14 protein-coding genes are annotated in these 14,204 nt (G+C 60.8%); 8 read left to right on the top strand and 6 right to left on the bottom strand.

Annotated elements, in window-relative coordinates; all coding sequences use genetic code 11:
• Positions 1-24 precede the first annotated feature (24 nt).
• The 5 genes from ACSQ3G_RS10760 to ACSQ3G_RS10740 all read right to left on the bottom strand — a co-directional run bounded on the left by ACSQ3G_RS10760 (position 25) and on the right by ACSQ3G_RS10740 (position 4,969).
• The gene (locus ACSQ3G_RS10760; protein ID WP_046633449.1) at positions 25-1,086 is read right to left on the bottom strand and encodes an ABC transporter ATP-binding protein; all 1,062 of its coding nucleotides are present in this window, start codon (positions 1,084-1,086) and stop codon (positions 25-27) included.
• 9 nt (positions 1,087-1,095) lie between these two features.
• Entirely contained in the window at positions 1,096-1,884 is a 789-nt protein-coding gene (locus ACSQ3G_RS10755) for an ABC transporter permease (RefSeq protein ID WP_436110017.1), read from the bottom strand.
• Positions 1,881-2,756: an ABC transporter permease gene (locus ACSQ3G_RS10750; protein ID WP_046608687.1), complete on the bottom strand. Its 876-nt coding sequence runs from the start codon at positions 2,754-2,756 to the stop codon at positions 1,881-1,883. Before ACSQ3G_RS10750 ends, ACSQ3G_RS10755 begins: the two co-directional genes overlap by 4 nt.
• Before the next feature lie 72 nt (positions 2,757-2,828).
• A complete protein-coding gene (locus ACSQ3G_RS10745; RefSeq protein WP_436110016.1) occupies positions 2,829-3,935 on the bottom strand; it encodes an ABC transporter substrate-binding protein in 1,107 nt (368 codons plus the stop codon).
• Between the two features lie 143 nt (positions 3,936-4,078).
• On the bottom strand, positions 4,079-4,969 hold the full coding sequence (locus ACSQ3G_RS10740; RefSeq protein WP_436110015.1) for a MurR/RpiR family transcriptional regulator: 891 nt from the start codon (positions 4,967-4,969) through the stop codon (positions 4,079-4,081).
• 170 nt (positions 4,970-5,139) lie between these two features.
• Here ACSQ3G_RS10740 and ACSQ3G_RS10735 point away from each other — a divergent pair, with 170 nt between their 5' ends.
• The 8 genes from ACSQ3G_RS10735 (at position 5,140) to ACSQ3G_RS10700 (ending at position 13,471) form a co-directional block, all read left to right on the top strand.
• Positions 5,140-5,916, top strand: a complete 777-nt coding sequence (locus ACSQ3G_RS10735; protein WP_436110014.1) for an N-formylglutamate amidohydrolase — start codon at positions 5,140-5,142, stop codon at positions 5,914-5,916.
• A 101-nt stretch (positions 5,917-6,017) separates the two neighbouring features.
• Positions 6,018-7,568, top strand: a complete 1,551-nt coding sequence (locus tag ACSQ3G_RS10730; RefSeq protein ID WP_436110013.1) for an amino acid permease — start codon at positions 6,018-6,020, stop codon at positions 7,566-7,568.
• 87 nt (positions 7,569-7,655) lie between these two features.
• Positions 7,656-9,026 carry a glutamine synthetase family protein gene (locus ACSQ3G_RS10725; protein ID WP_436110012.1) on the top strand — a complete coding sequence of 457 codons (1,371 nt, stop codon included), beginning with the start codon at positions 7,656-7,658 and terminating at the stop codon, positions 9,024-9,026.
• 82 nt (positions 9,027-9,108) lie between these two features.
• Positions 9,109-9,579, top strand: coding sequence for a helix-turn-helix domain-containing protein (locus ACSQ3G_RS10720; RefSeq protein WP_436110011.1), 471 nt, complete (start codon positions 9,109-9,111; stop codon positions 9,577-9,579).
• Positions 9,572-9,988: a type II toxin-antitoxin system VapC family toxin gene (locus ACSQ3G_RS10715; protein ID WP_436110010.1), complete on the top strand. Its 417-nt coding sequence runs from the start codon at positions 9,572-9,574 to the stop codon at positions 9,986-9,988. Before ACSQ3G_RS10720 ends, ACSQ3G_RS10715 begins: the two co-directional genes overlap by 8 nt.
• Positions 9,989-10,007: 19 nt before the next feature.
• Positions 10,008-11,393 (top strand): aldehyde dehydrogenase family protein, encoded by a 1,386-nt coding sequence (locus tag ACSQ3G_RS10710; protein WP_436110009.1) that lies wholly within the window; start codon positions 10,008-10,010, stop codon positions 11,391-11,393.
• Positions 11,390-12,535, top strand: coding sequence for an iron-containing alcohol dehydrogenase (locus ACSQ3G_RS10705; RefSeq protein WP_436110008.1), 1,146 nt, complete (start codon positions 11,390-11,392; stop codon positions 12,533-12,535). The genes ACSQ3G_RS10710 and ACSQ3G_RS10705 overlap by 4 nt, the downstream gene beginning before the upstream one ends.
• 219 nt (positions 12,536-12,754) lie before the next feature.
• Positions 12,755-13,471, top strand: coding sequence for an AAA family ATPase (locus ACSQ3G_RS10700; protein WP_105424270.1), 717 nt, complete (start codon positions 12,755-12,757; stop codon positions 13,469-13,471).
• Between the two features lie 35 nt (positions 13,472-13,506).
• Here the strand turns inward: ACSQ3G_RS10700 and ACSQ3G_RS10695 are convergent, their stop codons facing one another.
• A complete protein-coding gene (locus ACSQ3G_RS10695) occupies positions 13,507-14,130 on the bottom strand; it encodes a ClpX C4-type zinc finger protein (RefSeq protein WP_436110007.1) in 624 nt (207 codons plus the stop codon).
• Between the last annotated feature and the right edge of the window lie 74 nt (positions 14,131-14,204).

Below are 14,204 nucleotides of genomic sequence, written 5' to 3'. Positions count from 1 at the left end.
CTGCGGCCCGTCCGTCCTCCGCGATCAGTCTCGGATGATCAGGAAGTCGTGGGCGTTGAAGCGCAGCGTCAGGGTTTCGCCCGACTGCGGCAGGACCGCATCCGGCGAATTGAACATGTCGAAGGAAATCTGGTTTCCGCCGACATCGAGCTTGGTGCGGATGACCGAGCCCAGGAAATGCGAGGAGAGGACCTGGCCGGTGAGCGACGTGTCGCCCTTGGCATTTTCCAGGAGCGAACCAGCTTCCGGGCGCAGCGCGATCGACAGCTTCTCGCCGCCCTTCAGCGCGCCGATCGATTCCCTCAGCCTGATGGTGTTTTCGCCGACCTTGACGGTGTTGGCCGCCGGATCGACGACGGTCGCCTCGATGATGTTGAGCGTGCCGACGAAGGAGGCGACGAAACGGGTGGTCGGACGATTGTAGATTTCCGACGGCGTGCCGATCTGGTCGGCGCGACCGGCATTCATGACGACGACGCGGTCGGAGATCGACAGGGCCTCTTCCTGGTCGTGCGTCACGAAGACGGTGGTGATGCCGAGCTGGCGCTGGATTTCACGGATCTCCTCGCGCAATGAAACACGGATCTTGGCGTCGAGCGCCGACAACGGCTCGTCGAGCAGCAGCACCTGCGGCTTTGGCGCAAGCGCGCGGGCGAGCGCCACGCGCTGCTGCTGGCCGCCGGACATCTGGTAGGGATAACGGTCGGCCAGATGGTCGAGGCTGATCAGCTTCAGCATCTCCTTGACGCGTGTTTCGATCTCCGTCTTGGACTTGCCGGCGACCTTCAAACCGAAGGCGACGTTGTCGAATACGTTCATGTTCGGAAACAGCGCATAGGCCTGGAATACCATGCCGATATTGCGCTGGTTGGTCTTCAGCGCGTTCTGGTTCCGGCCGTTGATCGAGATCGCACCGTCGCTCGGGCTTTCGAACCCGGCGATCATCCGCAACACGGTCGTCTTGCCGCAGCCCGAGGGTCCGAGAAAGGAGACGAACTCGCCCTTCTCGATGGACATGTTGAAGTCCTTGACGACCTGCGTCGGGCCGAAACTCTTCTTGATACTTTCGAGAACGAGGAACGACATCAAAATTCCTTAAGGCCTGGCCGGCGACAATTTGCCGAAGCGGGAAACGAGCTGGATCAGACCCATCGAGAGCCAGGTGATCGCAAACGCAATGACCGCCAGCGCCGAAGGCTCGTAAGCCTTGTTCGCGCCGACGAGCTGGAGATAGGGACCGAAGGCCGGACGGTTGAGAAGGGCCGCCATGGTGAATTCGCCCATGACGATCGCAAACGTGATGAAGGCGCCCGAGAGCACGCCCGACATGACGTTCGGGAAAATGCAACGGAACATGATCGTCGGCCATTTGGCGCCGAGAATTTCCGCCGCCTCCGTCAGCGTCCGCACGTCGATGGTCCGCATCGCGGTATCGACCGATCGGTACATGTAGGGAAGTGCCAGGGTTACGTAGGAGAAGGTCAGCAGGATGTTGGTGCCCTGCGTCGAGCCGGTGAACGGGATCCAGGACGAGGAATTGTAGAGACGCAGGTAACCGAACACGATGACGATCGCCGGAATGACGAGCGGCAGGAGCGTGATGAATTCGACGACCGGCCGCATCTGCGGCAGGCGCAGCCGGACCCAATAGGCGGTCGGCACGATGAGGAACATGCCGACGACGATCGTCACCAGCGCCATCAGCATCGAGAAGCCGAAGGTGGCGCGGAATTGAGCGTCCGTAAACACCGACTGGTAGGCATCGAAAGAATAGGCGCCGCGCCGCATGCGCAGCGAGAACTCGAACGTGCCGATCAGCGGCACGAAGAAATAGATGGCGCCGATGGCAATCGCGATCCAGGCGAAGATTTTGTGCGCCTTCATTTCTGCCACCGTTCGGCGCGGCTGCGCAGCCAGATATAGAGGATGTTGGAAATACCGGTGATGACGATCATGCCGAGGGCCAGGGCATAACCCAGATTGGGATTATGCAGCACGTCGCCACGGATCTGGGCATAGAGCAGGATCGGCACGATGTTGAGCGAGGCACCGGTCAGCGCAAAGGCGGTCGCAATCGCACCGAAGGCGTTGGCGAAAAGGAGGAGCGTGGCGCCCATCAGGCTCGGCCAGAGGATCGGCAGCACGACCATGCGCCAGTATTGCCACGTGGATGCGCCAAGGATTTCGGACGCCTCGCGCCACTCCTTCTTCAATCCGTCCAGCGCCGGCGTCAGGATCAGTACCATCAGCGGGATCTGGAAGAACATGTAGGTGATCGTCAGGCCGAAGAAGGAGAGGAGGTTGAACCCCGTCGAATAGAGATTGAAGCCGAACCAGTCCCGCATGAAGATCGTGACCAACCCGGTCCGGCCAAGCGTCGCCAGGAAGGCGAAGGCGAGCGGCACGCCGGCGAAGTTCGAGGCGACGCCTGAAAAGGTCAGCAGGCTGGAGCGGATCCAGGACGGCACGCCGCCGAGCACGACTGCCCAGGCGAGGAAAAAGCCGATCAACGCGCCACCCAGCGCCGAGGCGACGGAGACCCGGATGCTGATCCAGTAGGCGCTCAGGATGGAAGGCGAAAAGAGATCGACAATGTTCTGAAACGTGAATTCGCCGGCCGGATTGAAGAAGGCGCCGACGATCAAATAGAGCGTCGGAACAATCAGGAAGGCGAGTGCGAATACCATGAACGGCACGATGCCGAGCCAGTCGATGACTGTCCGGCGATCGATGAATGACGTGGAAGCGGTGGTCATGAATGCTGGCCATCCAGGGAGAACGGGAAAGCTCCCGCGCCGGGGCGGCGCGGGAGCTCAGTCTTGTTCCGATTACTTTGCGACGTTGGCGCCGACTACGCTATCCCATTTCTTGGTAATGGTTTCCTTGGCGGCAGCCTGCTGGCCGAGCGTCGGGAATACGGCCTTCTCATAGGCCGCTGCCGGGGGCAGGGCGTCGAGCAGGTTCTTCGGAATCTTGTTGTTCTTGGCAAGATCGTTGAAGCGGATCGGGTGGCAATATCCCTTCAGCCAGCCGAGCTGACCTTCGTCGGAATAGAGGTATTCCATCCACAGCTTCGCAGCGTTCGGATGCGGAGCGAAGGCGGAGATCGCCTGGACATAGACGCCTGCAACGACGCCGCTTGCCGGAACCACGACTTCGAAGGGCGGGTTGCCCTTCAGGCTCTGGCCCCAGGACAGGGCATTATAGTCCCAGGCGATGATGATCGGCGTGGTGCCCTGCGCGAACGGCGCGGCCTTGCCGGTCACCGGAACGAAGTTGCCCTTCTTGTTGAGTTCGGCGAAGAACTTCAGGCCTTCGTCGCCGGCCTTGGCGGAGTCGCCCTTGGCGCCGGAAAGGCCGGCAGCGAAAACGCCCTGGACGGCCTGGTTGGCGCTGCGCGGGTCGCCGGCGAGCGCGACGGCATTGGCGTAGTCGGACTTCAGGAGATCAGGCCAGTCCTTCGGCGACGTCTTGACGAGGTCCTTGTTCACCAGGAAGGCCAGGACGCCGTAATAGTCGCCGTACCAGTAGCCGTCTGCATCCTTGGCGTCGGCCGGGATCGAATCCCAGGTGGAGACCTTGTAGGGCTGGATCAGGCCTTCAGTCTTGGCGGACGGGCCGAACGACAGGCCGACGTCGATGACGTCGGGAGCTTGCGGGCCCTTGTTGCCCTTGTTGGCCTTGATCGCTTCGATTTCGTCACCCGAACCGGCATCCGGGTTGAGTTCGTTGACTTCGAGGCCGTACTTCGCCTTGAAGCCCGCGATGACGTCGCCGTAACCGCACCAGCTATGGGGCAGGGCGATCGTGGTCAGCGTGCCTTCCTTCTTGGCGGCTGCGATCAGCTCGGCGCTCGGCTCGGCGGCTGCGATGGCGGTGGAGGCGATGACGATGGCGGTCGTCAGGGAAAGAAGACGTTGGGTCTTGTTGAGCAAGGTATCCTCCTAGGGGTTCAGGTAGTCCGGATCGTTTCGGCGCGACTCGTAGAGCCAGTTCATGTATCGTATGTGACAGCCCGGAGGATGAGTATTTGCTCATAAACCCCCGGATTGCCGGCATATTTCTTTGAGCCCGACAATCAGTCGGGACGGCTCTGGCGGCCCGGCCGGCGGAACAGCATCGTCCGCTCGAAAAGACCTTCCAGAGAGTTCATGCGTTCGCGGGTCTCCTCCCAGGTCGCGCTCTGGACCGCCTCGATCAGCGCCTCGACCACGAAGAGAGTAATGACGGAGCTGTCCCAGGCCGACGGTGCCTCGATCCGCACCTTGAAGGTATGCTGCGCATGTTTGGCAACGGGCGAGGCCCAGACGTCGGTCAGCAAGATGATGACGACGCCGTTGGCTCGTGCGGCCTCCGCCAGCGTCGCCATCTCCTGCTCGTAGCGGCGGATGTCGAAGATCACCAACACGTCTCCGGCGCTCATGTTGAGAACATGCTGCGGCCAGGAACTGGAATTGGTGGAGATCAAGGTCGTCCTGGGACGGATGACCTGCATATGGGTGAAGAAGTATTCGGCCAGCGCCCCCGTGATGCGGCCGCCGACGAAATAGATGCTGCGGTCGCGATCACGCAGAAGTGCAGCCGCGCCCTCAAAGGTCGTGGTGTCGAGAGCCGAAAGCGTATCGCGCAGATTGGCGGTTATCGCGTCGGCGAAGCGGTTGAGGATATGCGTGCCCGGCGCATTGGACGCCCACCGGTCATGCTTGGAGATCGGGTTGGAGATCGTTGCCTCCAGCTCGTGGTGCAGATGCGACTGGAATTCCGGATAACCCTTGTAGCCGAGCTTTTGCACCATGCGCGCGACCGTTGGCGTCGAAACGCCCGCGTTCTCCGCGATGACAGTGATGCTGCCGAGCCCTGACACCGGATAGTTCTCCAATAGGCTGTCCGCCAACTGTTTTTCCGCGCGCGTCAGGCTGTCGTAGCGAACACGAATGACATCCGATACGGTGCGTGCAGTTGGTGGCACTAAAGCTGTTCCCTCCGGTCTTCGCCGGTTGTCGAAAGATTAACAATCGTTTCTGCAGAGAAGTCAACGGTGCGTTTGAAGAGAAATTTTCAGAATCACGTTGACGGCGGCCGGAAAGTGAAGAATTCTCTTCTTAATCCAATTTAAACGATTTTTCCCGGAACGCGTTCATGCTGGTCCAGTCGGAATTCTTCTCGGAGGCGGATGGCGAGCCCGTTGCCGTGGACAATGCAGCCGGCCGGGGAGGGGTGCTTCTCGTCTGCGAGCATGCCTCGAGACGCCTGCCGGAACGCTATGGCGACCTCGGGCTCTCGAAGGATGCGCTTGCCTCGCATATCGCCTGGGATCCGGGTGCACTTGCCGTTTCGCGACTGATGTCGAAGAGCCTCGACGCGACGCTGATCCACCAGCGGTTTTCTCGGCTCCTCTACGACTGCAACCGGCCGCCGGATTCGCCTGCCGCCATGCGTGACGTGTCCGAGATCTTCCGGATCCCCGGCAACGAGAACCTGTCGGAGGCAGAGAAATCGCGCCGGACCACGGCACTCTACCTGCCGTTCCACGGCCGCATCCGCGAAGAGATCGCGGCACGGCGGGCGAGGGGGCTGCAGACGGTGCTCGTCACCATTCACAGCTTTACGCCGGTCTATTTCGGCAAGGAGCGGCCCGTCGAGATCGGCGTGCTTCACGATACAGACAGTCGGCTTGCCGACCGGATGCTGCAGGCCGCATCCGACACGCATCTCTATCGCGTCGAGCGCAACGAGCCTTACGGGCCGGCGGACGGCGTAACCCATACACTGGAAGTCCACGCCCTGCCGGCGGGGCTTCTCAACGTCATGATCGAAATCAGGAACGATCTCATAACAGACGAAACCGGCCAGGGGGTCGTGGCCGATTTCTTGACAGGATTGCTGCGGGAAAGCCTCGCAGACATCCAAAGATAAGACCCGGGGAGCAGCAGCTCGCATGCCCGCGGTCGATCGCCGCGGGAAGAACAAACCGGATGGCCGCGATGGCGCGGTCTTTCTGCCAACAGGGGGAAGTCATGTCCGATTATACCGAAGGCGACAAAAAGCAGGATACCCATATCCTGCATTCCATGGGCTATGCGCAGGAACTCGAGCGTCGCATGAGCTCGTTTTCCAATTTCGCAATTTCGTTTTCCATCATTTGCATTCTCTCCGGCGGCATCAACTCGCTGGGCCAGGCGACTGCCGGCGCCGGCGGCGCGGCGATCGGTATCGGCTGGCCGCTCGGCTGCCTGATTTCCGGGATCTTCGCGCTCGGGCTCGCGCAGATCGGCTCGGCCTATCCGACGGCGGGCGGCCTCTATCACTGGGGATCGATCCTCGGCAACCGCTTTACCGGATGGCTTTCCGCCTGGCTCAACCTGCTCGGCCTCGTCACCGTGCTCGGCGCCATCAATGTCGGGACGTTCTATTTCTTCTTCGGCGCCTTCGGGCCGACTTTCGGCATCGAGGATACGCTGACGCACCGCGTGGTTTTCGTTGCCGTCATCACCGGGCTGCAGGCCGGCATCAATCATTTCGGCATAGGTCTGACCGCGAAACTCACCGACTTTTCCGGCTATCTGATCTTTGCGACCGCGATTCTCCTGACGATCGCATGCCTTGTCGCAGCCCCCGGCTTCGATTTCGCGCGGCTCTTCACCTTCGCCAACTATACCGGCACGGAGGGGGCGGCGCTCGTCTGGCCGACGAGCGTTTCCGGTTTGATGGCATTCCTTCTCGGCCTGCTCCTGCCGATCTACACGATCACCGGTTATGATGCCTCGGCCCACACATCCGAGGAAACCGTCAAGGCGGCGGAATCCGTGCCGCGCGGCATGGTCTCGGCCGTCCTGTGGTCCGCCCTGTTCGGCTACATCATGCTGTGCGCGTTCGTACTGATGATCCCCAACATGGACGATGCGGCCAAGCAGGGTTGGAACGTGTTCTTCTGGGCGATGGACGCGCAGATGAACCCGGCCGTGAAGAGCATCCTGTATTTCCTGATCTTCATCTCGCAGCTGCTTTGCGGACTGGCTACCGTCACCTCGCTATCGCGGATGATCTTCGCCTTCTCGCGCGACAAGGGCCTGCCTGCGTCGTCGGTGCTCGCCAAGGTCAGCCCAAAACACCGTTCGCCCGTCGCGGCGATCTGGACCGGCTCCATCCTCGCCGTCCTGTTCGTCTGGTTTACCTCGGCGATCACCATTGCCGGCACGCCGGCCTATTCGATCGTCGTCTCCTGCACGGTCATCTTCCTGTTCCTGTCCTTCGTCCTGCCGATCGCGCTCGGGCTGTTCACGATCGGCACGGCGAAATGGCCGAAAATGGGACCCTGGAACATGGGTATTCCGGTCTACAGGCTGGTTGCAGTCCTGGCGATCATCTCGATGATCGTCATCTTCTTCATCGGCATTCAGCCGCCGAACGACTGGGCGCTCGAAATCACCGTCGGCTTCCTGGTGCTGACCGGAATCGTCTGGTTCGCCTTCGAGAACCGGCGCTTCATGGGACCGCCGATCGGCGATGCCATCGCCAAGCGGCAGGCCGAGATCGCTGCGGCGGAAGCGGCTGTCGGAGAAAAGTAAGCGCGACCGGGCTGACGCCCCTATGATCCCGCCGCCACGACACTCGAGAGGTTGTGGCGGTTCACCCTTTTGAAACGGATGTGAGGCATGACCCCGATTTACTCCTTCGACGATCTGAAACGCGATGTCGCCGACGGCCGCATCGATACGATCATCGCCGCCCAGGTGGACATGCAGGGCCGCCTGATGGGCAAGCGGTTCCAGGCGGAATATTTCGTCGAGAGCGCCTATCAGGAAACGCATAGCTGCAACTACCTGCTTGCGACCGATATCGAGATGGAGACCATTTCCGGCTACAAGGCGACCAGCTGGGAGCAGGGTTACGGCGACTATACGATGAAGCCGGATCTCGCGACGCTCAGAAAACTGCCCTGGCTCGAAGGCACCGCGCTGGTCCTCTGCGACGTGCTCGACCACCACACCCATGCGGACGTGCCGCATTCGCCGCGGGCGGTCCTCAAGAGACAGGTCCAGCGTCTCGCAGACATGGGCATGTCCGCCTTCATGGCGACGGAACTCGAATTTTTCCTGTTCGACCAGACCTACGACCAGGCCCGCGAAAGCGGCTACCGCAATCTCAAGCTGGCGAGCGGCTACAACGAAGACTACCACATCTTCCAGACTACCAAGGAAGAAGAAGTGATGCGGGCGATCCGCACCGGCCTGCAGGGCGCCGGCATTCCGGTCGAGAATTCCAAGGGCGAGGCTTCGGCCGGCCAGGAGGAAATCAACGTCCGTTACGCCGATGCGCTGACCATGGCCGACCGGCACGTGATCATCAAGAATGCGGCCAAGGAGATCGCCTGGGGCAAGGGCAAGGCTATCACCTTCCTCGCCAAGTGGAATTATTCGGCCGCCGGCAGCTCGTCGCACATCCACCAGTCCCTGTGGAGCGCCGACGGCAAGACGCCGCTGTTCTTCGACAAGGACAACGAGCACGGCATGTCGGAACTGATGAAACACTATATCGCCGGGCTGCTCGCCCACGCGAGCGAGATCACTTATTTCCTGGCACCCTACATCAATTCCTACAAGCGCTTCATGGCCGGCACGTTCGCGCCGACCAAGGCCGTCTGGTCGAAGGACAACCGCACCGCGGGCTACCGTCTCTGCGGCGAGGCGTCCAAAGGAATCCGCATCGAATGCCGCGTCGGCGGTTCCGATCTCAACCCGTATCTCGCCATGGCGGCACTGATTGCGGCGGGCATCGACGGGATCGAGAAGAAGATGACGCTGGAGCCCGCCTTCGTCGGCGACGCCTATGGTGGCAGGGGTATCCGTGAAATCCCGAAGACCTTGCGCGAGGCGATCGATCTGATGGACGGTTCGGAACTGCTGCGCTCGGCCTTCGGTAGCGACGTCATCGACCACTATGTCCGCGCCGGCCAGTGGGAACAGGAGGAATACGATCGCCGCGTGACGGACTGGGAAGTGGCACGCGGTTTCGAGAGGGCTTGAGATAATCGCAACGTCAGGGTTTTCGTTGTAGTTTTTGTCGCATTTTGCTAATGGTTTTGGCACGTTTTGCGAGGACTTGGCCATGAGCAAGATCGACAGCAAGTGGTTCTACGAAAAGCTTGAACAGCAGGGCGCATCGTTGCGCGATATGGCCCGTTTCATGTCGCTGGATCCGAGCGCCATTTCGAGGATGCTGAAGGGTGAACGCAATATGAGTGCTGAGGAGCAGGATCAGATCGCCGCTTTTCTCGATGTTCGTCTTGAGGAAGTCGCATCCCATAGACGTGGTGAGCCGGCCGGCCTCGGAGAGAAACAGCAGGAAGTTTACCTGCACGATCCGGGCCTGACGGTTTCCAATCCTGGCGTGAAGATGTTCACAGAGGCCGACATCATTCACAAGGACGGTAAGCGCTGGATGGAAGGTCCTGATGGTGAATTGCTTGAGTTGCATCCGGCTTACGGCAGCATGAAGGGGACAATAACTATACCGGACGATCTCGATCTGACTGCGCCCGCGGATCCTGATTGGGGTAAAGTCTACGAGGATGATTGATCTCTATCTCCTGGATACATGTGCGATTTTATGGATCGTGAAAGGTTCGCCACTCAGTCAAAATGCCAATGTAGCCTTGAGCCGAAGCCGGGCAGGCCACGGTGCTCTGCATGTTTCTTCGATGTCAGCATGGGAAATTGGAATGCTCGTCAGCAAAGGCCGATTGCCCACAACCAAAAGTGCGACGATATGGTTTCGGGATGCTGTCGACACAATAGGTGCCGAAGTTATCGATGTATCGTTGCCGGCGTTGATCGAGTCGTCCTTTCTGCCACTTCCTATCCATAACGATCCCACCGACCGTATCCTGATCGCGACCGCCCGGGAGCATGACCTGACCATCATCACGCGCGATCGCGCGATCCTTTCCTACGGGATTGCGGGGCATGTCCGCACACTCGAATGCTGAATTTCTGGAGCCTATATCAATGACAATGATCCAATGTATCTCGCCGGTCGACGGTTCGGTCTATGCCGAGCGTCCGGCCATGTCGGCGGAAGCGGCCGCCGAAGCTATCGGGCGCGCACGGCATGCGCAGAAGGCGTGGGCGAAGCGGCCGCTCGAGGAGCGTGTCCAGCTCGTGCTGAAAGGCGTCGCGCGCCTTAACGAGATGGTCGAGGAAGTGGTGCCCGAGCTTGCCTGGATGATGGGCCGGCCGGTACGCTACGGCGGCGAGTTCAAGGGGTTCAACGAGCGCTCCAATTACGTCGCCTCGATCGCCGCCGATGCGCTCGCTCCGCTGCGCGTCGAGGACAGCGCCACGTTCGAACGTCGCATCGAACGGGAGCCGCATGGGGTCGTGTTCGTCATCGCGCCGTGGAATTATCCCTATATGACGGCGATCAACACCGTCGCTCCGGCGCTGATGGCCGGCAACGCGGTCGTCATCAAACATGCCTCGCAAACGCTGCTGGTCGGTGAGCGCATGGTGCGCGCCTTTGTCGAGGCCGGCGTTCCGGAAGACGTCTTCCAGAATATCTTCCTCGACCACGCGACGTCGGCGAAGCTGATTTCCGAGGGCATGTTCAACTTCATCAATTTTACGGGCTCGGTCGAGGGCGGACGGTCGATCGAGCGGGCCGCCGCCGGCACATTTACCGGCATCGGCCTCGAACTCGGCGGCAAGGATCCCGGTTATGTGATGGACGACGCCGATCTCGACGCCGCCGTCGATACGCTGATGGATGGCGCGACCTATAATTCCGGCCAGTGCTGCTGCGGCATCGAGCGCATCTATGTGCACGAATCGCTTTACGATTCCTTCGTTGAGAAGTCGGTCGCCTGGGTGTCGAACTACAAGCTCGGCAACCCGCTCGACAAGGAAACGACGCTCGGGCCGATGGCCAACAAGCGCTTCGCCAAGGTGGTGCGTCAGCAGATCGCCGACGCGGTGGCGAGCGGCGCCAGGGCGCTGGTCGATCCGAAGCTTTTCCCGGCCGACGACGGTGGCGCCTATCTTGCGCCGCAAGTATTGGTTGACGTCGATCATTCCATGGAGATCATGCGGGAAGAGACGTTCGGCCCGGCCGTCGGCATCATGAAGGTGAAGAGTGACGACGAGGCGATCGGTTACATGAACGACAGCCGCTACGGACTGACGGCGTCGCTGTGGACGCCGGATGTCGACCGGGCCAACCGGATCGGCAGCCAGCTCGAAACCGGCACGGTGTTCATGAACCGCGCCGACTATCTCGATCCGGCGCTTGTCTGGACCGGCGTCAAGGAAACCGGGCGAGGCGGTTCGCTCTCCGTCCTCGGTTTCCACAACCTGACCCGCCCGAAATCCTACCACCTGAAGAAGGTCACGAAATGAATATCGTCGCGAACTGGAGCTATCCGACCGCCGTCAAGCTGGGCCGCGGACGGATCAAGGAACTGGCGGACGCCTGCAAGACGCTCGGCCTCAGCAGGCCGCTTCTGGTCACCGACCGGGGACTGGCCTCGATGGCGATCACCGGCCATGCGCTCGACGTGCTCGAAGAGGCTGGCCTCGGCCGGGCGATCTTTGCCGACGTCGATCCGAACCCGAACGAGAACAACCTCGAAGCCGGCATCAAGGCCTACAATGACGGCGGCCATGACGGCGTCGTTGCCTTCGGCGGTGGTTCGGGCCTCGATCTCGGCAAGCTGATCGCCTTCATGGCCGGCCAGACGCGGCCGGTCTGGGATTTCGAGGATATCGGCGACTGGTGGACCCGCGCCGACGCCTCGAAGATCGCGCCGATCGTCGCTGTGCCGACCACCGCAGGAACCGGTTCGGAAGTCGGCCGGGCAGGGGTGCTCACCAATTCCGCCACCCATGTCAAGAAGATCATCTTCCACCCGAAACTGCTGCCGGGCGTCGTGATCTGCGATCCGGAACTGACGATGGGCATGCCGAAGGCGATCACCGTCGGCACCGGCATGGATGCCTTTGCCCATTGCCTGGAAGCCTATTCCTCGCCCTTCTACCACCCGATGTCCGGCGGGATCGCGCTCGAAGGCATGCGGCTCGTCAAGGAGTTCCTGCCGCGCGCCTATAGGGACGGGGCGGATCTCGAAGCACGCACCAACATGATGTCGGCCGCAGCCATGGGGGCGGTCGCCTTCCAGAAGGGGCTCGGCGCCATCCACTCGCTGTCGCATCCGATCGGCGCGGTCTACAACACCCACCACGGCATGACCAATGCGGTCGTCATGCCGCCGGTGCTGCGCTTCAATCGGCCGGCGATCGAGGAGAAGATCGCCCGCGCCGCGGCCTATCTCGGCATTGCCGGCGGGTTCGACGGGTTCTACGATTATGTCCTGTCGTTGCGCTCGGAACTCGGCGTGCCCGAAAATCTCACGGCGATGGGGATCAAGCCCGACCGAATCGATGAGCTGACGGCCATGGCGATGGAGGACCCCAGCTGCGGCGGCAACCCCGTCACCATGACGATGGAGAATACCAAGGCGCTTTTCCTCGCCTGCTTTTAAGACTTCCAAACCACAGGAAGACCGGCGTCAACGAAGCCCGGAGGCCAAAACCTTCGGGCTTTTCCGCATTTTACAGCCAAAAGCTAAATCTCCTGAGTGATATTAATGGTGGCTAAATTTGCAATTCGTTAACCATGTTTGGAAAGGATGTGCTTATGACACCATGCTTCCCGGTGTCCTCGTGAGCGATGTGGCTCAAGACTTGTTCGAGGACCGAAAATGCCAGTAATTTCCTTTGCCAATGCCAAGGGTGGAGCCGGAAAAACGACCGCGGCGCTCCTGCTCGCCACCGAACTTGCCCATCAGGGTTTTCGCGTCACCGTCATCGATGCCGATCCGCAGCGCTGGATCAGCCAATGGTTCGAGACCTCTCGCGCGGTGCGCAACATTGAGGTGGTATCGGAAGTCACACTCGCATCGCTGCAGTGTCACCTGCGGGAAATGGCATCGCGCACCGACTATTTCATCATCGACCTCGCCGGCGCCCGTGATGCGCTGGTCACCACGGCGATCGGCCTTTCCGATCACGTGATGATCCCCGTCCAGGGTTCGGCCATGGACGCGAAGGGTGCGGCGCAGATCCTCGACTTGCTGTCCTACATGAAGGAGAAGGCCGGTCTGGTGATCCCGCATTCGGTGGTGCTGACGCGGGTGACGTCCATGGTCACCACCAAGGCGCTGTTGACCATCAAGGGCCTTCTGGCTGCCCGCGGCGTGCATGTCCTCGATACGCCGATCGGCGAACGCATCGCCTTCAAGGAACTCTTCGAGACCGGCGGCACGCTCCACACGCTCGATCAGGCCAAGGTCAGCAATCTCGACAAGGCGAAGGAAAACGCCCGGTCCTATGCGCAGGAAGTCATGCGGCTCATGCCCGTCAAGATCACCCGGTCCGTCGCGTCGCGCCTCTTCGGATTGAGCCGCTACGCGGCCTGATCACCATTGGACTTCTGTTCATTCCAAGACGTGGATTAAGAGGCGGTTGGTTCGAAAGAGCCGACCGCCTTTGCATATGCGCTGGCCGCTTGGGTAGCTGCGGCTGCGGTTCCGATCAGTGCAGGCTCTTCCAGATTGGCCGGAACGCTGCGCGCGGCGACGAACCGGTCGCGCATCTGACGCCAGTTCTGCTGGGCGAGGCTGCTGATTTCATTCGGCTGCATTCCGGATGTCGTCAGGATCTCGACTGTTAGCAGGTCGAATCGATCTTGCGAATGCATATAGCTCCAGCCGATCAGTCTGCTTTGCGGAAGCGACGCGACGAGGACGTGCAGCATCTGCTCGAGCGCGATACGTTCGGGAGCACCCAGCAGGACTTCGTCATGGGCGAGCGGTATCGCGATCGTCTTTTCATGATCTTTTTCGGCATGGCGACGGAAATTAGACAGGCCGGAATTTTCAAGCATGACCTGATTGCAGACGAAGATGCAACGATTGCAGATCGCCGTGGCTGCCGGACCGGCAATGATCATCTCGACAGTGCGGCGGTTTTCACCACAAAAGGAGCAGACAGCTCTATCGTCGCCGCGTCCGAAGAGGAGGGACAGGGCGCCTTTGAGTCTCGTTGGGAAGTTCATTCCATCCACCGCCGTGTACATTTTTCTCGCGGAAAACTAGGGCTTCTTTTGGCTGAAGCCAGATTGCCAGGCAAACAAAAAGCCGTCGGCAGCGG

Origin of the sequence: Neorhizobium tomejilense, assembly GCF_964254135.1 — a bacterium.
In the GTDB taxonomy this organism is placed as follows: Bacteria; Pseudomonadota; Alphaproteobacteria; order Rhizobiales; family Rhizobiaceae; genus Neorhizobium; species Neorhizobium tomejilense.
This window is presented reverse-complemented; position numbering and strand designations above follow the sequence as displayed.

Coding starts and splice junctions, on each gene's coding strand:
- ACSQ3G_RS10760 (WP_046633449.1), bottom strand. CDS start 1,086: ATGTCGTTCCTCGTTCTCGAAAGTATCAAGAAGAGTTTCGGCCCGACG.
- ACSQ3G_RS10755 (WP_436110017.1), bottom strand. CDS start 1,884: ATGAAGGCGCACAAAATCTTCGCCTGGATCGCGATTGCCATCGGCGCC.
- ACSQ3G_RS10750 (WP_046608687.1), bottom strand. CDS start 2,756: ATGACCACCGCTTCCACGTCATTCATCGATCGCCGGACAGTCATCGAC.
- ACSQ3G_RS10735 (WP_436110014.1), top strand. CDS start 5,140: ATGCTGGTCCAGTCGGAATTCTTCTCGGAGGCGGATGGCGAGCCCGTT.
- ACSQ3G_RS10730 (WP_436110013.1), top strand. CDS start 6,018: ATGTCCGATTATACCGAAGGCGACAAAAAGCAGGATACCCATATCCTG.
- ACSQ3G_RS10725 (WP_436110012.1), top strand. CDS start 7,656: ATGACCCCGATTTACTCCTTCGACGATCTGAAACGCGATGTCGCCGAC.
- ACSQ3G_RS10720 (WP_436110011.1), top strand. CDS start 9,109: ATGAGCAAGATCGACAGCAAGTGGTTCTACGAAAAGCTTGAACAGCAG.
- ACSQ3G_RS10715 (WP_436110010.1), top strand. CDS start 9,572: ATGATTGATCTCTATCTCCTGGATACATGTGCGATTTTATGGATCGTG.
- ACSQ3G_RS10710 (WP_436110009.1), top strand. CDS start 10,008: ATGACAATGATCCAATGTATCTCGCCGGTCGACGGTTCGGTCTATGCC.
- ACSQ3G_RS10705 (WP_436110008.1), top strand. CDS start 11,390: ATGAATATCGTCGCGAACTGGAGCTATCCGACCGCCGTCAAGCTGGGC.
- ACSQ3G_RS10700 (WP_105424270.1), top strand. CDS start 12,755: ATGCCAGTAATTTCCTTTGCCAATGCCAAGGGTGGAGCCGGAAAAACG.
- ACSQ3G_RS10695 (WP_436110007.1), bottom strand. CDS start 14,130: ATGTACACGGCGGTGGATGGAATGAACTTCCCAACGAGACTCAAAGGC.